This is a genomic window from Flavobacterium gelidilacus DSM 15343 (genome assembly GCF_000422685.1).
Taxonomy (GTDB): Bacteria; Bacteroidota; Bacteroidia; order Flavobacteriales; family Flavobacteriaceae; genus Flavobacterium; species Flavobacterium gelidilacus.
The window spans coordinates 124,839-146,579 of sequence record NZ_AUGN01000010.1 but is presented as its reverse complement, the minus strand read 5'-3'; the positions used below and the strand labels follow the sequence as shown (position 1 = coordinate 146,579).

General features: G+C 30.5%; 16 protein-coding genes. 13 read left to right on the top strand and 3 right to left on the bottom strand.

What is annotated here, in order from left to right:
* Positions 1–2: 2 nt before the first annotated feature.
* Positions 3–686: a GLPGLI family protein gene (locus G507_RS17295; protein ID WP_026716707.1), complete on the bottom strand. Its 684-nt coding sequence runs from the start codon at positions 684–686 to the stop codon at positions 3–5.
* A 369-nt stretch (positions 687–1,055) separates the two neighbouring features.
* On the opposite strand from G507_RS17295, the gene G507_RS0106315 reads away from it, so the two are divergent.
* The 8 genes from G507_RS0106315 (at position 1,056) to G507_RS0106280 (ending at position 10,623) form a co-directional block, all read left to right on the top strand.
* Positions 1,056–2,033: a ribonucleotide-diphosphate reductase subunit beta gene (locus G507_RS0106315; protein WP_026716706.1), complete on the top strand. Its 978-nt coding sequence runs from the start codon at positions 1,056–1,058 to the stop codon at positions 2,031–2,033.
* A gap of 105 nt (positions 2,034–2,138) precedes the next feature.
* Positions 2,139–4,574: a ribonucleoside-diphosphate reductase subunit alpha gene (locus G507_RS0106310; protein ID WP_026716705.1), complete on the top strand. Its 2,436-nt coding sequence runs from the start codon at positions 2,139–2,141 to the stop codon at positions 4,572–4,574.
* A 129-nt stretch (positions 4,575–4,703) separates the two neighbouring features.
* A complete protein-coding gene (locus tag G507_RS0106305; protein WP_026716704.1) occupies positions 4,704–5,201 on the top strand; it encodes a TlpA family protein disulfide reductase in 498 nt (165 codons plus the stop codon).
* A gap of 99 nt (positions 5,202–5,300) precedes the next feature.
* Positions 5,301–5,525 (top strand): hypothetical protein, encoded by a 225-nt coding sequence (locus G507_RS0106300; RefSeq protein WP_026716703.1) that lies wholly within the window; start codon positions 5,301–5,303, stop codon positions 5,523–5,525.
* 4 nt (positions 5,526–5,529) lie between these two features.
* Entirely contained in the window at positions 5,530–6,039 is a 510-nt protein-coding gene (locus G507_RS0106295) for an RDD family protein (RefSeq protein WP_084518939.1), read from the top strand.
* A gap of 21 nt (positions 6,040–6,060) precedes the next feature.
* Positions 6,061–6,531, top strand: coding sequence for a GNAT family N-acetyltransferase (locus G507_RS0106290; protein ID WP_026716701.1), 471 nt, complete (start codon positions 6,061–6,063; stop codon positions 6,529–6,531).
* A 22-nt stretch (positions 6,532–6,553) separates the two neighbouring features.
* Positions 6,554–7,897 (top strand): deoxyguanosinetriphosphate triphosphohydrolase, encoded by a 1,344-nt coding sequence (locus G507_RS0106285; RefSeq protein WP_035665749.1) that lies wholly within the window; start codon positions 6,554–6,556, stop codon positions 7,895–7,897.
* 80 nt (positions 7,898–7,977) lie between these two features.
* Positions 7,978–10,623: a T9SS-dependent M36 family metallopeptidase gene (locus G507_RS0106280; protein WP_026716699.1), complete on the top strand. Its 2,646-nt coding sequence runs from the start codon at positions 7,978–7,980 to the stop codon at positions 10,621–10,623.
* A 245-nt stretch (positions 10,624–10,868) separates the two neighbouring features.
* Here the strand turns inward: G507_RS0106280 and G507_RS0106275 are convergent, their stop codons facing one another.
* Positions 10,869–11,627, bottom strand: coding sequence for a THC0290_0291 family protein (locus G507_RS0106275; protein ID WP_035665735.1), 759 nt, complete (start codon positions 11,625–11,627; stop codon positions 10,869–10,871).
* 252 nt (positions 11,628–11,879) lie between these two features.
* Here G507_RS0106275 and gdhA point away from each other — a divergent pair, with 252 nt between their 5' ends.
* The 5 genes from gdhA (at position 11,880) to G507_RS0106250 (ending at position 20,244) form a co-directional block, all read left to right on the top strand.
* Complete coding sequence (gdhA, locus tag G507_RS0106270) at positions 11,880–13,223, top strand: NADP-specific glutamate dehydrogenase (RefSeq protein WP_026716697.1); 1,344 nt, start codon at positions 11,880–11,882, stop codon at positions 13,221–13,223.
* A 107-nt stretch (positions 13,224–13,330) separates the two neighbouring features.
* Positions 13,331–15,604, top strand: a complete 2,274-nt coding sequence (gene porZ / locus G507_RS0106265) for a type IX secretion system anionic LPS delivery protein PorZ (protein ID WP_026716696.1) — start codon at positions 13,331–13,333, stop codon at positions 15,602–15,604.
* A gap of 14 nt (positions 15,605–15,618) precedes the next feature.
* On the top strand, positions 15,619–16,332 hold the full coding sequence (gene recO / locus G507_RS0106260; protein ID WP_026716695.1) for a DNA repair protein RecO: 714 nt from the start codon (positions 15,619–15,621) through the stop codon (positions 16,330–16,332).
* Between the two features lie 120 nt (positions 16,333–16,452).
* The gene (ileS, locus tag G507_RS0106255; protein ID WP_026716694.1) at positions 16,453–19,854 is read left to right on the top strand and encodes an isoleucine--tRNA ligase; all 3,402 of its coding nucleotides are present in this window, start codon (positions 16,453–16,455) and stop codon (positions 19,852–19,854) included.
* Positions 19,855–19,860: 6 nt separating this feature from the next.
* Positions 19,861–20,244: a TraR/DksA family transcriptional regulator gene (locus G507_RS0106250; RefSeq protein ID WP_035665734.1), complete on the top strand. Its 384-nt coding sequence runs from the start codon at positions 19,861–19,863 to the stop codon at positions 20,242–20,244.
* Positions 20,245–20,317: 73 nt separating this feature from the next.
* Here the strand turns inward: G507_RS0106250 and G507_RS0106245 are convergent, their stop codons facing one another.
* Positions 20,318–21,733 carry a hypothetical protein gene (locus G507_RS0106245; RefSeq protein ID WP_026716692.1) on the bottom strand — a complete coding sequence of 472 codons (1,416 nt, stop codon included), beginning with the start codon at positions 21,731–21,733 and terminating at the stop codon, positions 20,318–20,320.
* Positions 21,734–21,741 lie beyond the last annotated feature (8 nt).

The following is a 21,741-nucleotide window of genomic DNA, read 5'->3' as shown; positions in this document are numbered from 1 at the left end:
AATTAATAACGATTTAGTAGTTTTTCTTTGGTTATTTTTTTCCCTTCTTTAAAAGTGTAAATTTTACCTGTAAATTCCGGCTTTTTGATAATAGAATCTTTTAATTCTGTTTTTAAAGAAGTTGCAATCCAATTTAAATGCTCTGTGTTTATTTCAAGAATTAATCCAGGTAATCCATCAAATAAATCTGGCCCTGTTTTTATATTAATTTCTTCAGTAAACCACGCATAAGTTTTTACTTTAAAAATTTTCGAAATTGCTTTTTTACAAACAAGACCATTTATTATTTTGGTTTCTGATGTGATTTTCCATTTTCTATCAATTAAGCTGTCTTTTATATTCAATGTTTCGTCAAATGAATTTAATTTTGAATAAGTAATGTTCTTTTTTAAGTCTTTATAAATGTATTTCTGCATTGATTTGTCAATCCTTATTACTTCATTTTTTTCATAATCTAAATAAGATTCATTGTCCTTAATGGAATCATTAATTTTATATTCAACAATGTCGTTGCTGTATGTTAAAATGTAGAAATAATCTTTTGAAAATGCTTTTTTTGCAAAACCTGGTTGTTCTTTAAGTTTCTTTTCACTAATATTTCGCTGTAACTTGTATTCTATTGTGGTTGTTTGTGAGTATGCAGAAATTAAAAGTGAGTTAATCAAAAATAAAAATAAAGTCTTCATAAAATAAAGTGAGTTAAAATAATAATTAAAGATATGAAATCTAAACTTTAAAAATGAAGCTTTATATTTTTAATTTGCTATGCAATTTGAAATTCAATTCACCTTATTTTTTTTAACATTTTCTTCACAGTTTAAAACGCTCGCATCTAATGTGTTTACTCATAGTTACAAGGATTTACTAGTTAAATTTTATTTTTGTAAATCATTGAATAACAGAATTTTATGATTATGTTTTTAGCAAGTCTTTTTTTACTCTTTGTTAAAAACTTCCCTTGATTGTGGATAAGTTTGACTTTCATTTCAGACAATAAATCGCCAACTTTGTAAACATCAAGAAGTACTCAAACTCACAACCCAAAATATATTATCATGGCAACAGTTGAACCAATTTTACAACCAAATAAAGACAGATTCGTTATTTTTCCTATCAAACATCAAGATCTTTGGGAATGGTATAAAAAACAGGAAGCTTGTATTTGGACAGCTGAAGAAATTGATCTACATACCGATTTAAACGATTGGAATAATAAATTAAATGATGATGAACGTTATTTTATCAAACACGTTTTAGCTTTTTTTGCAGCTTCAGACGGAATTGTAAACGAAAATTTAGCCGAAAACTTTGTAAACGAAGTGCAATATCCAGAAGCAAAATTTTTCTACGGTTTCCAAATCATGATGGAAAACATTCATAGTGAAACCTATTCGCTTTTGATTGATACTTATGTGAAAGATGAAGCGGAGAAACATGAATTATTTCATGCTATTGAAACTTTTCCAGCCATTAAAGAAAAAGCGGATTGGGCTCTAAAATGGATTGAATCTGATTCATTCGCAGAAAGATTAATTGCTTTCGCTGCTGTAGAAGGAATTTTCTTTTCAGGATCTTTTTGTTCAATTTTTTGGTTAAAAAAACGTGGATTAATGCCAGGTTTAACTTTTTCAAACGAATTAATTTCTCGTGATGAAGGAATGCATTGTGATTTTGCTGTGCATTTACATAACCATCACTTAATTAATAAAGTACCAAAAGAACGTATTAAAGAAATTATTGTTGATGCTTTAAATATCGAACGTCAATTTATTACAGAATCATTACCAGCTAGTTTAATTGGAATGAACGCAACCTTGATGACGCAATATTTAGAATTCGTAACGGATAGATTATTAGTAGAATTAGAATGTGAAAGAGTTTTCAATTCTTCAAACCCATTTGATTTTATGGATATGATTTCGCTTCAAGGAAAAACAAATTTCTTTGAAAAACGTGTAGCAGAATACCAAAAAGCTGGTGTAATGAACACAGATAGTGAAGCACAAAAAATTAGTTTCGACGCTGATTTTTAAACTTAGTAGCTCTGCTACTAAGTAATTAAGTTGTTAAGCAACAAAAAAAACAAATAACCCGATTATAGGGAAGGGATTTTCTATTTTCAAGAAACAAAAAAGAGTATGTACGTAGTAAAAAGAGATGGGCACAAAGAACCAGTAAGTTTTGACAAAATCACAGATCGTGTAAAAAAGCTTTGCTATGGTTTAAATGATTTAGTAGACGCTGTAAAAGTAGCAATGCGAGTAATTGAAGGTCTTTATGATGGTGTAAGTACATCAGAATTAGATAATCTTGCCGCAGAAACAGCTGCATCAATGACAATTTCTCATCCAGATTACGCACAACTTGCTGCGCGTATTGCAGTTTCAAATTTACATAAAAACACAACGAAGTCTTTCTCAGAAACGGCAACAGAAATGTTTGAATATGTTAACCCAAGAACAGGAAAAGAAGCACCTCTTTTATCAGAAGAAGTATATAAGGTTATTCAAGAAAATGCTGCTGTTTTAGATTCATATATTATTTACAACAGAGATTTTAATTATGATTATTTCGGTTTCAAAACATTAGAACGTTCGTATTTATTAAAAATAAACGGAAAAATTGTTGAAAGACCTCAACATATGTTAATGCGTGTTTCAATTGGAATTCACCTAAACGATATTGAATCTGCTTTAGAAACTTATGACTTAATGTCTAAGAAATTCTTTACGCATGCAACTCCAACTTTATTCAACGCAGGAACACCAAAACCACAAATGTCATCATGTTTCCTTTTAACCATGAAAGATGATAGTATTGATGGAATTTACGATACTTTAAAACAAACGGCAAGAATATCACAATCTGCAGGTGGAATTGGATTGTCAATTCACAATGTACGTGCAACAGGTTCTTACATTAGAGGAACAAACGGAACTTCAAACGGAATTGTACCAATGTTACGTGTTTTTAATGATACAGCTCGTTACGTAGATCAAGGTGGTGGAAAAAGAAAAGGAAGTTTCGCAATTTATTTAGAAACTTGGCATGCAGATATTTTCGAATTCTTAGATTTGAAAAAAAATACTGGAAAAGAAGAAATGCGTGCAAGAGATTTATTCTTCGCTATGTGGACTTCAGATTTATTCATGAAACGTGTAGAAGAAAATACTACTTGGACTTTAATGTGTCCAAATGAATGTCCAGGTTTATGTGATGTTTATGGAGATGAATTTGAAACACTTTATACTTCATACGAAGCAGCTGGAAAAGGAAGAAAAACTATAAAAGCACGTGAGCTTTGGGAAAAAATTCTTGAATCGCAAATCGAAACAGGAACACCATATATGTTGTATAAAGATGCAGCAAACCGTAAATCAAATCAAAAGAATTTAGGAACAATTCGTTCTTCAAATCTTTGTACTGAGATTATGGAATATACGGCTCCAGATGAAGTAGCAGTATGTAATTTAGCTTCTATTTCACTTCCAATGTTTGTTGATAACGGAAAATTTGATCACGATTTACTTTACACAGTAACTAAAAGAGTTACAAGAAACTTAAATAAAGTAATTGATAGAAATTATTATCCAGTTGAAGAAGCGAAAAATTCAAATATGCGTCACCGTCCAGTTGGATTAGGCGTTCAAGGTTTAGCAGATGCTTTCATTTTACTTAGAATGCCTTTTACAAGTGATGAAGCTAAAAAATTAAACCAAGAAATCTTCGAAACGTTATACTTTGCTGCTGTTACGGCTTCAATGGAAATGGCAATCGAAGAAGGTCCATATTCAACATTTGAAGGTTCTCCAATTTCGCAAGGAGAATTTCAACATAACTTATGGAACATCAATGACGAAGAATTGTCAGGAAGATGGGATTGGGCAAGCTTAAGAAAAGAAGTGATGAAAAATGGAGTTAGAAACTCACTTTTAGTGGCTCCAATGCCAACAGCTTCAACTTCTCAAATTTTAGGTAATAACGAAGCTTTTGAACCTTATACTTCAAATATTTATACAAGAAGAGTGCTTTCAGGTGAATTTATTGTAGTAAACAAACATTTATTACACGATTTAGTTGACTTAGGACTTTGGAATGAGACTTTAAAGCAAGAGTTAATGAGAAATAACGGTTCTGTTCAGAATCTAGATATTCCTCAAGACTTAAAAGAATTATACAAAACCGTTTGGGAACTTTCTATGAAAGATATTATTGATATGTCTCGTCAAAGAGGTTACTTCATTGACCAATCGCAATCGTTGAACTTGTTTATGCAAGATGCAAATTATTCTAAACTGACTTCAATGCACTTTTATGCATGGAAAAGTGGTTTAAAAACTGGAATGTATTATTTAAGAACGAAATCAGCGGTTGATGCAATTAAGTTTACATTAAATAATGATAAAAAAGCAGAACCAGTTCTTGCAGCTGTAGAAAAACCAATGGTTAAACCACAATTAGAAACAATTTCTGTTGTAAACGAACCAGTTGAAATGACAGCTGCCGAATACAAAGCAATGATCGAATTATCAAGAAATGCAGATATTGACGATTGTGAAATGTGTGGTTCTTAAGAAGAATATAGAATAAATTGAAAAGAACAAAACAGCCTTCATTAATTTGAGGGCTGTTTTATTTTTTTAAAGTATATTTGAAATAAGTAATAAAAAAACAATTTATAAATCACTAAAAACCATTCACGAATGAAGTCTAGAAAAAGCATGTTTTTAATCGTTTTTCTTTTTTCACTATCAATTTTTGCTCAAAAAAAACAGCTTTGGGCAAAGTCTTTTCTAAATGAAAAGGCTCCAGAATTAGTTGTTGAGGAATGGATTTCTTCTGAGCCAGATATTAAAGGCAAATTTATTTTAATTGATTTTTGGGCAACTTGGTGTGGTCCATGTATAAGAGCGATTCCAGAATTAAATGCTTTTCATGAAAAGTTTAAAGAGGACTTAGTTGTTATTGGCATAAGTGACGAATCTAAAGAAAAAATAAATAATTTTAAAAAGGTGAAAATAGACTATTACAGCGCTATTGATACAAATGAAACCTTAAAAAACATTTATGAAGTACAAGGAATTCCACATTGTGTTCTAATTGATCCTGATGGAATTGTTAGATGGGAAGGTTTTCCAACTTTAAAAGGAGAAGAGTTGACAGAGAAAGTTATTAGTGAAATAATTGCAAAATATAAATAGTCCTTATTAATTTAAAACTAATAAAAAAACAGCCTTCATTAATTTGTAGGCTGTTTTGCTTTTTTGAAGTATATTTGAAAAAATAAAAATCAAGCAATCATGGCAAAGGAAAAAAAAGGAGTTCATACAGGATTTATTGAACAAGACGCAGACGGAAATTTCTTCTGTGGACCTTATTTATTAGATTATAAGTACACTGTAGCATCATTTAAAATTGGTGATGAGGTGAATCTAAAAACCGTTATCGAAAACCCAAGTGATATTAGTTATGACAAGTATCCAAAAAAGTCAAGAGTATTCTTCTTAGCGAACGATAAAGAGTAAGCTTATGAATACAAAACCACATACTAATATCCGAATTACAAAGGATATGCTCGCATCAAAAAATAAAAGATTAGCCAATTTTGTTGTCGACTACATAATAAGAATCATACTTATGTTTGGAGTAAGTCTATTAGTTGCCATTTATGCACAAATAATAGGTAGTGAAGACATTATTTTTGCTATGGAAAACATTAATAAAGTAACAGAGATTCTTATTGGCTTCTTATTCTTGTTTATTTATTACTTGATTTTTGAAAGCATTAACGGCAGAACAATTGGTAAATACATAACCAATACAAAAGTTTTAATGATTGATGGATCAAAAGCGCAGTCAGATGTGGTTTTAAGAAGAACATTAAGTAGAATTGTTCCTTTTGAGTTTTTGTCATTTTTAGGCAACGGTGATAAAGGATGGCATGACACATGGACTGATACTGTTGTTGTAGATATTAAAAAATATGAAGAAATTAAAAACAGTCAAAACTCTATTTCTCAAATAGGTGTTGAAATTTAAATCTTCAAAGAAATAATTTTTATGAATCAACTGCTTAGAACAACTTCAGAAAATGAAGATTTTAAATACTTAACTAAGTTGTTTGATGAATATTTGGTCGATATTGATGGTGATGAAAAAGATTTTTTTGCGCAATTCAATCAAATTTATATTAAAAATGTAGTGGTTTTTTATGAAAATGAAATTCCATTAGGTTGTGGAGCTTTCAAAGAATTAGATTCAAAAACAGCAGAATTAAAAAGAATGTTTGTTTTGCCAGAAGCAAGAGGAAAACAAATAGCCTCAAAAATTCTAACTGAATTAGAAAGTTGGGCAAAAGAGTCAGGATTTGAATTTTGTGTTCTTGAAACTTCACAAAAATTAGAAAGTGCCATTGCTTTATATAAAAAATTTGGCTACCAAGATATTCCAAATTATGGACAATATATTGGTGTTGAAACAAGTATGTGTATGAAGAAAACGTTTGTAAATTCTGAAATCAAAAATCGTTAATCAAAAATCTTAAATCAAAATGATGAAATGGGAACAACTATTATCACTAAAAAGACAAGGTGATACAAGTAAAAGACTTAGAAAAGAAGAAGATGATACACGTTTAGGTTTTGAGGTAGATTATGATAGAATTATTTTTTCTTCAGCTTTTAGAAGTTTGCAAGATAAAACCCAAGTTATTCCATTATCAAAAACAGATTTTGTTCACAATAGATTGACTCATAGTTTAGAAGTTTCTGTTGTTGGTCGTTCGTTAGGAAGATTAGTTGGAAAAAAAATCATTGAAAAATATCCTTATTTATCAGAAATTCATGGTTATCAAATGAATGATTTTGGTGCAATCGTCGCAGCAGCTTCATTAGCTCACGATATTGGAAATCCACCTTTTGGACATTCTGGTGAAAAAGCCATTGGAGAATATTTCAAAACTGGAAACGGTCAACAATTCAAAGACAAAGTTTCCGATAAAGAATGGCAAGATTTAATAGATTTTGAAGGAAATGCAAATGGGTTTTCAGTACTAACAACATCAAGAGAAGGAGTAGAAGGTTCAATTAGAATTACTTATGCAACTCTTGGTGCTTTTATGAAATATCCGAAAGAAAGTTTACCTAAAAAACCAACTTCAAGAATTTGCGATAAGAAATACGGTTTTTTTCAACAAGACAAAATCTTTTTTAAAGATGTAGCACAAGAATTAGGTTTAATTAAAAACAAAGCAGGAAATGATATTGGTTTTGAACGTCATCCTTTAGCCTACTTAGTAGAAGCAGCAGACGATATTTGCTACACTATTATAGATTTTGAAGACGGAATAAACTTAGGTTTAATTCAAGAAGAATTTGCCTTAGAATATTTAATCAAATTAGTCAAAAACGGAATTGATTCTAAAAAATATAACTCTCTTAACACAAAAGAAGATAGAATAAGTTACTTAAGAGCTTTAGCCATTGGAAGTTTAATTCAAGACGCAGTAAAGATTTTTATCGAAAACGAAGAAGCAATTTTAAAAGGAGAATTTCCTTATGCTTTAATGGATAAAAGTCAATATGCTGCTCAAATGGATGATATAATACAAATTAGTGTTAAAAACGTATATCAAAGTAGAGAAGTAATTGACAAAGAATTAATGGGTTACAAAGTAATTAATACTCTTTTAGATAAGTTCTGTATTGCTTACAACAATAAAATAGAAGGAAAAGCATCAAATTATGATAATTTAATTCTAAAAGTTTTGCCAGAAAGATATCAATTTCAAAAAGAAAACCAATACGATAGATTATTGCATATTTGCCATTTTGTATCTATGCTAACTGACGGAAAAGCTTTACAACTGTACAATACTATAGAATCAAACAAAGGTTAAAAGTCAATTATATCACAAAAAATAATTTTTAGTTATAAGCTAAAAGTATATATTTGTGATTATTAAACTATTAAGAAACTATGAAAAAAACATTACTATTCTTGTTTTTATTTACAATTAGTATAGGATTTTCGCAAGAACCAACTGCAAAAATTCAAAATTATTTAAATAATAACAAGGCAAAATTCGGGTTATCAACACAAGATATATCTGATTGGGTTGTTGAAAGTCAAGGAAATTCTAACGCTACTAAAATTGATGTTTATTACATTAAACAAAGGTATCAAGGAATTGAAATTTTTCAATCAGCCTCTAATGCTTGGGTAAAAAACGGAGAAGTCATTAATTTCTCAAGTTCTTTTATACCAAATATAGCTCAAAAAACAAATACAGTAACACCAAGTGTTTCAGTTTTACAAGCGCTATCAACAGCAAGACAACTGCTTAATGACGATGCAGTTAATTCTGAAATAATTGAAAACACTTCATCAAAAAACTTTAAAATTTCAAATGGAAATTTAACAGATAATCCAGTTTTAGCGGAATTAGTTTACCAAGTTACAAGTGAAAACACATTGAGATTAGCTTGGGATCTGAACTTTTATTCTCAAGATTATAATCATTTATGGAGTGTCAGAATCGACGCTATTACTAATCAAATAGTAGAAAAGCAGGATTGGGTTATTTCATGTTCTTTTGGAGATGCAAATCACACAAATCATAACCATAAAAATGATTTTTTCTTTAGTAAAAAAGGATTTAACGAATTTAATAACACAATGTTAAATCCACAATCTGGTTCTTACAGAGTAATTCCATACAATTATGAAAGTCCAAATCAAATAGCAAGACAATTAATAGCTAATCCTCACAACACAAATGCATCTCCTTACGGATGGCATGATGTGAATGGAATAGCTGGAAATGAATTTACAGATACAAGAGGTAACAATACCTTTGCTCAAGAAGATGCTGATGGAAATAACGGAACAGGTCTAAGTCCATCAGGTGGAGCGTCTTTATTGTTTGACTTTCCTTATGGAGGAACAGGTGCACAACCTTCTACTTATTTAGATGCAGCTACAACAAACTTGTTTTATATGAACAATATAATGCACGATGTTTGGTACCAATACGGGTTCAATGAAATAAATGGAAATTTTCAAAGAAACAATTATGGTAAAGGAGGAACTACTACATTTTCAGGGGATGCAGTTTTTGCTGATTGCCAAGACGGTTCGGGAACCAATAATGCTAATTTTTCAACTCCTGCGGATGGTGCAAACCCAAGAATGCAGATGTTTCTTTGGAATGTTGGACCAACACCAAAATTTTTAACAATTAATTCACCTGCTTCAATTGTTGGTGATTATACTGTTGCTAATAACGCATTTTCTCCCGGAAATGTACCTTTGCCTCCATTGCCAGGCTTTACCTCTGACTTTGTTTTGTATTTAGATGCAGGAGGAACTAGCGAAGCTTGTTCAGCTGCCACTAATGCAGCTCAGTTAAATGGAAAAATAGCAGTTATTAAAAGAGGTAATTGTGACTTTGTTGTAAAAGTTAAAAATGCACAACTTGCTGGTGCTTCAGCTGTAATTGTTTATAATAACGACGCAGCATTACCAAATACTTTGGTTAATATGTCGGGAGCAGATGCAACAATTACAATTCCAGCTATTTTTGTTACATACAATCAAGGAAATGCTATTTTAGCACAAATGGCTCTTGGTACAGTTAACGGAACAATTAAAGCAGACGCTGTAACATTTGTGAATTCTGATGGTGATTTCGATAATGGAATTATTTCTCACGAATATGGTCACGGAATTTCTAATAGATTAACAGGAGGACCTGCAAATTCAAGTTGTTTAAGTAATTATGAAGGAATGGGTGAAGGATGGTCAGATTGGTTTGCTCTTATGATGCAATTAAAAACTGGTGATGTAGGAACAACTCCCAAGTCTATTGCTACATTCGTTCTTAGTCAACCAACTACAGGGGCAGGTTTAAGACAATATCCATATACAACTGATATGTCTGTCAACCCATTAACTTTTATTAATTCTAACGAACCAATACCTACAGATCCATCAAATACAAGTTATAGATATGTTGTTGGTGAATTTTGGGCAACAACATTATGGGATTTATCATGGGCATATATAAATAAGTATGGGTTTGATTCAAATATATACTCAGGAACAGGTGGAAATAACAAAGTTATGCAGTTGGTTTTAGATGGTTTGAAATTACAACCATGTAACCCAGGAATAGTACCTGGAAGAGATGCCTTAATTGCAGCAGACCAAGCAACAACTGGTGGCCAAAATTATTGTTTAATTTGGGAAGTTTTTGCTAGAAGAGGAGTTGGATTAAATGCATCTTCAGGAAGTAACAACAACCCTAATGATCAAGTACAAGATTTTACTCAGCCTTCACCAGGACCAAATTGTGTCTTAAAAGCAAGTCTTTTTAATAATGAAGATATGATTAAAGTTTTTCCTAATCCTTCAAATGGATTGTTAAATATTGCAATTGCTAAATATAGTGGTAACTTAAATATAGAGTTATATGATATTAATGGAAGGAAAGTATTTAATCAAACAATGAATGATTTTAATACTGAAAAATCAATTAATCTTCAATCAATTCAGTCAGGTATTTATTTATTAAAACTTGAAGGAGATGAATTAGCTTTCACTAAAAAGATTATCGTCAACTAAGCATTTGATTTATAAATTTAAAAAAAAGCAGTATTATAGTATGATACTGCTTTTTTATTAAACCACTCTAAACTGATTTTATTAGATTCTATTTATAATAAAAAGCCTTTAACCTTGAAAAATTATTTGCCATATAAGACTCTGTTTAAAAAGTTTTGAGGCTTTACATTACTTTATTAAATAGCTTTGTGAAATAAAAAAAAGCCCTTTAAAAAAGAGCTTAATATATTAAATTTAGATAAACTTTAATTGAAGTAATAAACGTAGCCAAAATTAAAAGTTAATGAATAATCATTAGTTTTGTTTTCAGTATATGTTCTTCTGTCAGGATTTAAACCATCTACCCAGTCTGAGGTATAATACTGTAATCTTGAATCAAATATTAATGAGTTATAATCATCTATTCTATATCTAACCCCAACACTAGAGGTCAATGATGCAACTGGACGACTTTCATTCCTTGTTCCACTTGCATATTTTACTGGGGTTGTAAGTGGTGTTCCAATTGGTCCCAAATCTGATTTTACTTTTGAAGTATAATATCCCATTTGACCACCAAAACTTATGTATGGAGAGAAAGTAGTTCCTCTATTGTAATCATCTGTTTTCCATGGATAAAACTCCATTTGAAGTCCTAAATTTATTGTACTTGTAGAACCATTCATAGCTCTCAATTGGTTTGCCACAATACTTGTTTTTGCGGGGTCTACATATTTGCCGAAATGTTCTAAATCTGCTTTCATGTAAGATGCATCCACTCTAAGTTTAAAATTTTCTCTTAAACTTTTATAGTCTTCAATAAATGAAAAGTAGTAAAAAACACCGACCGAATATCCCATGTTTTTTGAAAAATTTTCAAAATCACCACGTTCTCCATAATCCGATTTAAAAAATACAGGACCAGCCATAATTCCAACTTCTTGATATGTTCTACCAAACTGAGCGTGTGATTTTGCACCAATAAAAAGAAGGAAAAAAAACGGAATAATTAATTTTTTCAACATTTGGGTTTTATTACTTTGAACCACAAATATATAAAAACAATATCCACATTGAAAAATATAAGCCAAAAAAGACTTAAAAAGACTGTAAATTTTAAATATTTGGTAATCTAATCAACTAAATCATATACCAAATTGCTAAAAATCAGTTAAATTTTATTGATAATTATTAAAACTTCAATATTAATATTACAATAAAATGTATATTTGCCAACGATTACGAAAACGTTTTTTCTAATACAAAATCACACTATTATGAGTGCAAATATTTTATCATTTATTGATGCGGTTGCTAAAAGAAACCCAAATGAACCTGAATTTATGCAGGCTGTTAAAGAGGTAGCAGAAACAGTTATCCCTTTTATCGAAGAAAATAAAAAATACCAAAACAAAATGCTTTTAGAGCGTATGGTAGAGTCTGAAAGAATTATTATGTTTAGAGTAGTCTGGACGGATGATGCTGGAAAAACTCAAGTAAATAGAGGTTATAGAATTCAAATGAATTCAGCTATTGGACCATATAAAGGAGGAATTCGTTTCCATCCATCAGTAAACCTAAGTATATTAAAATTCTTAGCTTTCGAACAAACTTTTAAAAATAGTTTAACAACATTACCTATGGGTGGTGGAAAAGGTGGAGCTGATTTTGATCCAAAAGGAAAATCTGAAAATGAAATTATGCGCTTCTGTCAAGCATTTATGACTGAATTGTCTAAACATATTGGTGCAAATACTGATGTACCAGCTGGAGATATTGGTGTAGGAGGAAGAGAAGTTGGTTTTATGTTTGGTCAATATAAAAGACTAAGAAACGAATTTACAGGTGTATTAACAGGTAAAGGAATTTCTTTTGGAGGATCTTTAATTCGTCCAGAAGCAACAGGTTATGGAGATGTTTATTTTGCTCAAAGCATGTTAGCAACTAAAGGAGATAGTTTTAAAGGTAAAACTGTTGTGGTTTCTGGATCAGGAAACGTAGCGCAATATGCAATGCAAAAAGCAACAGAATTAGGTGCGAAAGTTGTTACTGCTTCTGATTCATCTGGATATATTTATGATGCAGACGGAATTGATGCTGAAAGATTAGCACACATTATGCAAATTAAAAATGTTGATTTTTCAAGAATCTCAGAATATGTAAAAAAATATCCTAATGCAAAATTCGTAGAAGGAAAACGTCCTTGGGAAGTTAAATGTGATGTTGCATTACCTTGCGCAACTCAAAACGAATTAAACGATGAAGAAGCAAAAACTTTAGTAGCAAACGGATGTATCTGTGTTGCTGAAGGAGCAAATATGCCTTCAACTCCAGAAGCAATTGAAGTTTTCCATAAAGCAAAAATATTATTTGCTCCAGGTAAAGCGTCAAACGCTGGTGGTGTAGCAACTTCAGGTTTAGAAATGTCTCAAAACTCTCTTCGTCTAGCTTGGACAAGTGAAGAAGTTGATGAAAAATTAAAAAGTATCATGGCAGATATTCACGAAGCATGTGTAAAATATGGTACAGATGCTGACGGTTATGTTGACTACGTGAAAGGTGCAAACATTGCAGGTTTCGTTAAAGTTGCTGATGCGATGCTAGCTCAAGGAGTAGTGTAAATTACTTTTTTTAAATAAATTTTTAAAAGCTCTTCAATTTGAAGAGCTTTTTTTATCATAAAACTTAAATATAAACGTTTGTATTATATTTGCATCAAATAATTCAAATGAGAAAAACATTTTTACTACTATTATTTTCAATTGTCTCTTTTTCACAAACTAATCAGCTTTGGAAAGGATATTATTCTTACAATGAAATTATTGATATTTCCTATGGAAACACAAAAGTTGTAGCTGCAACAGAAAACGCTTTGTTTTCTAAGGATATAGTTAGTAGTGAATTAAATATAAAAAATTCTATTGATGGCTTTAAGCCAGAAACTGTAACTTCAGTTTATTATAGTCAAAATTATAAATTGACGTTAACCGGAAATGATAACGGATTAATAATCATTACAAAAGATGATGGAACAATTATCAACAAAGTTGATATTATTAACGAGGTTCCCGTACCTCCAAACATGAAAACCATTAATCATTTTTTTGAGTTTGATAATAAGGTTTATATTTCCACAAATTATGGCATTACAGTTTTAAAATTAAATAACTTAGAATTTGAAGACACCTATTATATTGGTTCATCGGGAGAAGATTTACCGATATTACAAACTACCGTTTACAACGGAGAGATTTATGCAGCGACTACAAGTCAAGGAATAAAAAAAGCATTAGTTTCTAATCCAAATTTAATCGATTTTAATCAATGGCAAATTTTTGATAATGGAATTTGGAAAGGCATAACTAATTTTAATAATCAATTGGTAGCTTTAAATTCTAATCAATTAGTATATAAACATAATGGTACAAATTTTCAACAAGTTTTTTCATTGCCACAGCAAGGAATAAAATTTACTTCAACCGATGAAAATCTTATAATTACTTGCAATAATCATGTTTATGTTCTAGATATTTTATTCTCAACAATTGCACATGTTACACAAATTCCAGATAATATTAATTTATTTACTTGTGCTATAACAATTGATGATAATTTGTTTATTGGAACCGAAAATAACGGACTTTTTCAAACACAATTGTCTAATCCAATTCTTTTTGATTTACTTTCACCAGATGGACCTGAACAAAATTATATTTTTCGAGTAAAAAAAACATCTAAATATTTATGGGCAGTTTATGGTGGTTATGATAGAACTTATGACCCAAATTTGTCACAAAAAGGAATAAGTAAATTTTCAAATAATGTAGGTTGGGAAATTATACCTTATGATGATTTATTAGGAGTAACAACTCTTAGCAATATAACAGTTAATCCCATTAATGAAGATGAAATTTATGTTGCTTCTCATCACGATGGTTTGTTGAAAATAAATAACGCAGGTATATCTGTTTTTAATGAAACAAATACGGGAGCAAACGGTCTGCAAAATCAACAAATTACTACACCTACTTATGTATCTGTTCGTATAAACGGACCGGCTTTTGACAAAAGTGGAAATCTCTGGATGACAAATGCATATGTAGAAAGACCTCTAAAATCATTAAAAAGTAATGGTACATGGCAATCTATAGATATGTCAAGTGTCTTAGTAGACGCTGTAGCTGAAAGATATGCTCCTTTGGTGATTGATAAAAATAGTACTAAATGGATTCCTTGTTTTAGAGCAAATGGTTTAGTCGCTTTCAACGAAAATTTTAATAACAAGTTTATCGTTATTAAAGATGAAGACGGAAATATACCAAACAATGACATTCGTTGCCTAGCTATAGACAACAGAAACCAACTTTGGATAGGAACTTACAGAGGTCTAAGAACATTGTCTGTAGATAAATTTATCAATGAAAATGAAATAGTTGCAAATTCAATTATAATTGAGGAAGATGGTCTAGCACAAGAGCTTTTTTATCAGCAATCGGTTTTAGATATTGCTGTCGATGGCGCAAATAACAAATGGGTTTCAATAGCCGGAGCTGGTGTTTTTCTAGTTTCTCCTAACGGACAACAGACAATATATCGTTTTACTAAAACAAATTCTCCATTGCCTAGCAACAACATAATAGATTTAGAAATTGATGATGTAACAGGTGAAGTTTTTATGGCAACCGATAAGGGTCTAATTTCTTTTCTAGGAGTAAACACTAAACCAAGCGACGATTTATCAAATGTTTATGTTTATCCAAATCCTGTTCGACCAGAATTTAATGGAACTGTAAAAATCAGCGGATTAATTGACAAAGCAACTATAAAAATCACTGATATTGAAGGAAATCTTGTTCACGAAACTACTTCTGAAGGAGGAACAATTGAATGGGATACAACTGCCTTTGGAAAATATAGAGTTGCATCTGGAGTTTATATGATTTTTATTTCTGCAGAAGATGGCATTGAAACTAAAGTCAAAAAAGTCATGATTATTCGTTAATTATCAAAGTAGAAATGCAAGTTAAAACCAAAGCGATTGTTCTTTCTGTATTAAAGTTTCAAGAGAAAAGTCTTATTGTAAAATGTTTTACACAATCTGATGGTTTAAAAACTTATTTTGTTAGAAGTGCATTTTCTTCTAAAAAAAACAATCAAAAAATCGCTTATTTTCAACCTTTAAATATTCTTGAAATTGAAGCTAATCATAAAAACAAAGGAACTTTAGAGCACTTTAAGGAAATCAAATTAGCTTTCCCTTATCAATCAATAAACACAAATATTTTTAAGAGTACAATAGTCATTTTTCTTTCAGAAGTATTGCATCACAGCATAAAAGAAGAAGAAAAAAATGAAAACTTATTCTCCTTTCTAGAAACAGCTTTTCAATGGTTAGATACACATGATGAAATTTCTAATTTTCACTTAATACTATTGTTGGAGATGACAAAATATTTAGGTTTCTATCCAGACATTTCCGATAGAGAATTGCCCTACTTTGAAACAATTGACGGAGTTTTTTCGCTGTTTCAAGGAACAAGTTGTTTGTCGAAACACGAAACCAGTTTATTAAACAGATTGATAGATTTAAAATTTGATGACATGCAAAATAATTTTGCTTCAGTTGAAAGACAATTATTGCTAAAAATTCTTCTCGATTTTTATGCTGTTCATTTAGACGGATTCAAAAAACCTAAATCTCTTGATGTTTTAAAGGAAGTTTTTTCATAATTTTTGATATTGCCTTTACAAATCTAAAATTATCATAAAAATTTGATGAATTTTAACTAAATCTGTGTTCTTTTTTTCAAAATTCCTTACTTTCGCAAATTGATTTAAGAAAACGACAAAATGAGCACAAAATTTACTGAATATAAAGGACTTGACTTACCAACTGTAGCATCAGAAACCCTTAAATTTTGGAAAGAAAATAAGATATTCGAACAATCGGTAACTTCTCGTGAAGGAAAACAACCATTTGTTTTTTTTGAAGGACCTCCTTCTGCAAACGGATTGCCTGGAATTCACCACGTAATGGCTCGTGCTATTAAAGATATTTTTTGTCGCTATAAAACTCAAAAAGGATTTCAAGTTAAGCGTAAAGCTGGTTGGGACACACACGGTTTACCCGTCGAACTAGGAACTGAAAAAGAATTAGGAATCACCAAAGAAGATATCGGAAAAACTATTTCTGTGTCAGAATATAACGAAGCGTGTAAGAAAACCGTTATGCGTTATACAGATGTTTGGAATGATTTGACTGAAAAAATGGGGTATTGGGTAGACATGGAAGATCCGTATGTTACTTATAAATCTAAATATATGGAAACGGTTTGGTGGCTTTTGAAACAAATCTATAATAAAGATTTGATGTACAAAGGTTACACAATTCAACCTTATTCTCCAAAAGCTGGAACAGGTTTATCTTCTCACGAAGTAAATCAACCAGGAAGTTACAGAGATGTTACTGATACAACAGTTGTAGCTCAATTTAAAGCTATTAATGAATCATTGCCAGATTTCTTAACTGGATTTGGAGATATTCATATTTTAGCTTGGACGACAACTCCTTGGACATTGCCTTCAAACACAGCTTTAACAGTTGGACCAAAAATAGATTATGTTTTGGTTGATACTTTTAATCAATATACTTTTCGACCAACAAAAGTAATTCTAGCTAAAAATCTAGTTGGAAAGCAATTTACAAAAGGGTTTTTCGAATCGTCAGAACCTCATGATTTTGAAAACTTTAAAGAAGGTGATAAGAAAATTCCTTTTCAAGTTTTAACTGAATTTAAAGGTGCAGATTTAGTTGGAATTCGTTACGAACAATTAATGCCCTTAGTTTTACCTAATGATAATCCTGAAGATGCTTTTAGAATAATTTCAGGAGATTTCGTTACAACAGAAGATGGAACAGGAATTGTTCATACTGCACCTACTTTTGGAGCAGATGATGCTAAAGTGGCTAAAGAAGCAACTCCAGAAATACCACCATTGTTAGTAAAAGATGCTAATGATAATTTAGTGCCTTTAGTTGATTTACAAGGAAGATTCATTCAAGGTTTAGGGGATTATTCAGGAAAATACGTTAAAAATGAATACTACAATGATGGTGAAGCACCAGAGCGTTCGGCTGATGTAGAAATCGCAATCCAATTAAAAGAAGAAAACAAAGCCTTTAAGGTTGAAAAATACGTACACAGTTATCCACATTGTTGGAGAACAGACAAACCAATTTTATATTATCCATTAGATTCTTGGTTCATTAAAGTGACTGAAGTTAAAGAGCGTATGTTCGATCTAAACGAAACTATAAACTGGAAACCAAAAGCTACTGGAGAAGGTCGTTTTGGAAATTGGTTAAAAAACGCAAATGACTGGAATTTATCGCGTTCAAGATATTGGGGAATTCCATTGCCAATTTGGAGGAACGAAGAAGGAACAGAAGAAATTTTAGTAGGTTCTATAGAAGAATTATATAACGAAATTGAAAAATCAATAAAAGCTGGTTTCCAAAAAGAAAATCCATTTAAAGGATTTGAAATTGGAAATATGGCCGAATCAAATTATGATTTAGTTGATTTACATAAAAATGTTGTGGACGAAATTGTATTAGTTTCTGCATCAGGAAAACCAATGAAACGCGAAAGTGATTTAATCGATGTTTGGTTTGATTCAGGTTCAATGCCTTACGCTCAATGGCATTATCCATTTGAAAACAAAGAGAAAATTGATGAGAATCAAGATTTTCCAGCAGATTTTATTGCAGAAGGAGTAGATCAAACCCGCGGTTGGTTTTATACGTTACACGCAATTGGAACTTTAGTTTTCGATAAAGTAGCTTATAAAAATGTGGTTTCAAACGGATTGGTTCTTGATAAAGAAGGACAAAAAATGTCTAAACGTTTAGGAAATGCTGTTGATCCATTCACAACTTTAGCAGAATATGGTCCAGATGCAACACGTTGGTACATGATTGCTAATGCAAATCCGTGGGATAATTTAAAATTTGACATAGAAGGAGTTGCAGAAGTTCGTCGTAAATTCTTCGGAACTTTATATAATACATATTCATTTTTCAGTTTATATGCAAATATTGATAATTTCACTTACGCTGAAGCTGAAATTCCTTTAGAAGAAAGACCAGAAATTGACCGTTGGGTTTTATCAGAATTAAATACTTTGGTTAAAGATGTGGATAGTTTCTACGCAGATTACGAACCAACAAAAGTAGCAAGAGCAATTTCTGATTTCGTACAAGAAAACCTAAGTAACTGGTACGTTCGTTTATGTAGAAGAAGATTTTGGAAAGGGGAATATGGAACAGATAAAATAGCAGCTTACCAAACATTGTATACTTGTTTAGTTACTGTTGCAAAATTAGGAGCACCAATTGCACCTTTCTTTATGGATAAACTTTACAGAGATTTAACACAAACAACAAATTCAGAAAACTTTGACAGCGTACATTTGGCAAAATTTCCAGAGTATGTTGAAAAATATGTTGATAAATCGTTGGAAAGCAAAATGTTGAAAGCTCAGACTGTTTCTTCTTTAGTGTTATCACTGCGTAAAAAGGAAATGATTAAAGTACGTCAACCGTTACAAAAAGTAATGATTCCGGTACTTGACGATGCTCAAAAGGCTGAAATTGAAGCTGTTTCTGACCTTATAAAAGCTGAAGTTAATGTCAAAGAAATCTTGTTTTTAGACGATGCTTCTGGAGTTTTGGTGAAGCAAATTAAGCCAAATTTCAAAGCCCTTGGGCCACGTTTCGGAAAAGATATGGGTCTGATTTCCAAAGAGATACAGGCATTTACGGCGAAACAAATTAATGAGATTGATGCAAAAGGAAGCCTAATGATTGAAATTGCAGGAAAAAGCATAAATTTATCCTTAGAAGATGTTGAGATTTCGTCGCAAGATATTCCGGGTTGGTTGGTTGCTAATGCTAATGGTATCACAGTAGCTTTAGACATAACAATTACGGACGAATTAAGAAAAGAAGGAATTGCGAGAGAGTTAGTCAACAGAATTCAAAATATAAGAAAAGATAGTGGTTTAGAAGTTACGGATAAAATAAAAGTGGAGTTAGAAAAAAATGCTGTGTTAGAAGAGGCAGTTCTAGCTAACGAAGATTATATCAAATCTGAAACATTAACAGAAAGTTTGGTTTTTGTAGATCAAGTAAATAATGGCACAGAAATTGAATTTGATGATATTAAAACAACAATATTAATCTCAAAATAACACATTATGATTACCGAAGACAAAATGAGATTTTCAGACTCAGATTTAGCTGAATTTAAGGATTTAATTATAAAGAAAATCGAGAAAGCACAATCAGATTTAGATTTGATAAAAAGTGCTTATATGAATGACTTAAATAATGGAACTGATGATACATCACCAACGTTTAAAGCATTTGAAGAAGGAAGCGAAACAATGTCTAAAGAAGCAAATTCGCAATTGGCCATTCGTCAAGAAAAATTTCTTCGCGATTTAAAGAACGCACTTTTCCGTGTAGAAAACAAAACCTACGGAATTTGCAGAGTAACAGGAAAGTTAATTGCTAAAGAACGTTTAAAATTAGTTCCTCATGCAACTATGAGTATTGAAGCTAAGAATATGCAACGATAAAATAGAATTACTTTATAAAAAAACCTGCAATTGAAATATTGCAGGTTTTTTTTATTCTCTTTCTAGTTAACTTTTAGAAATAAGTTACTTTATAATAAGTACTATTATCCGATTCTATTAACCAAGTACCTTCTTTGTTAATAATGGTGTTAAAAGAAACTTCGTTTTTTGAATTTATTGAATCAATGTATTTTTTAAATTTAGAATCTTTATTATACATAATTAAAGCAGCATAATCAAAAGCTTTATTTTTCATTTTTTCTAATTCCATAAAGGAAAGTAAGAAATCACGTGTACCAGTCATCATTGATGCCCTCTTTATTTGTTCATAATTTAGCTTTGAACTCGAAATCAATTTTCCACTACTGATTTCTATTTCTGAATAATGCATTATATCTTTACCAGTAAATAAACTTGGCCCTGTAGTAAATATTAATTGATTGTTTTGTATTGTTAAGAAAGCATTTAATTTTGAAATTATTTGATCATCATTAAAATCTTTTTTGTCAGAAATCATATTAATTGATTCCCAAATTTTATCACCCTTTTCATTAAATTTAAAAATGTAATAACCTAATGGTTCATTTTTAAAATAACTAGCGCTTCTATCTTTTTTTCCAATTAAACCAAAAACATATACTTCATTAGATAATTCATCTATAATAAAATTATTAATATTTAAATCATCTTCAAAAGCAGGAAATCCATTAGAATTGTATCCTATTTGTCCACCACCATTAAAACAATACATTAAATAATTTGCTTTTATGTTAATGTTGTAATTTAAATCTTTAACTTTTTTCCCTTCGAAATTATAAACAGTTCTATACAAAACCATTGACTTGTAGTCGCTATTTATACTTTTTGTAATTAATTCAAAATTTTCTTTTTTAGGCATAACACTAAAAGTTAAATCTTTAGCGTATTTAACGTTTTCGCCACCTACAAGCCTTGAAATATCTGGTTTTTCTATTTTAAATTTATTAACCTTATTTGTGTTTAAATTCATACTATTTAAATACAAATCATCTTTCTCAAAATTTATTTTTGAAAAAGTTTTTCCTTTTTGATTTTCTATATTAAATTGATAATCATCTATAAAATAATTATAATATTCTTTTACATCATATTTTTTAGAATCTTTACCCTCTTTTATAAATTTATAAGTTGAGCCAGAATAACTCATTTTAGCATAGTCAATAACCCTAAAAGTATTTTCACTATATGAAAAATCTGGATTCATAACTTCAGCATTTTCAAGTAAAACTTTTTTATTTCCTTTGGAATCGTAGCAGACTAATTCATGAATTTCTCTATTGGTTGAAATTCCAATATGTTTTCCTTTTTGGATTACCAATTCATTTTTTTGGCTTAAAAAATTATAACCCAAAGGGACATTGTCTTTTTCAAATTTTTCTTCGATAATTACTTTTTGCGAGAACATAGCAATAGAATTTATTGCTAAAAGAATCAGTAGTATTTTTTTCATAAAATTGT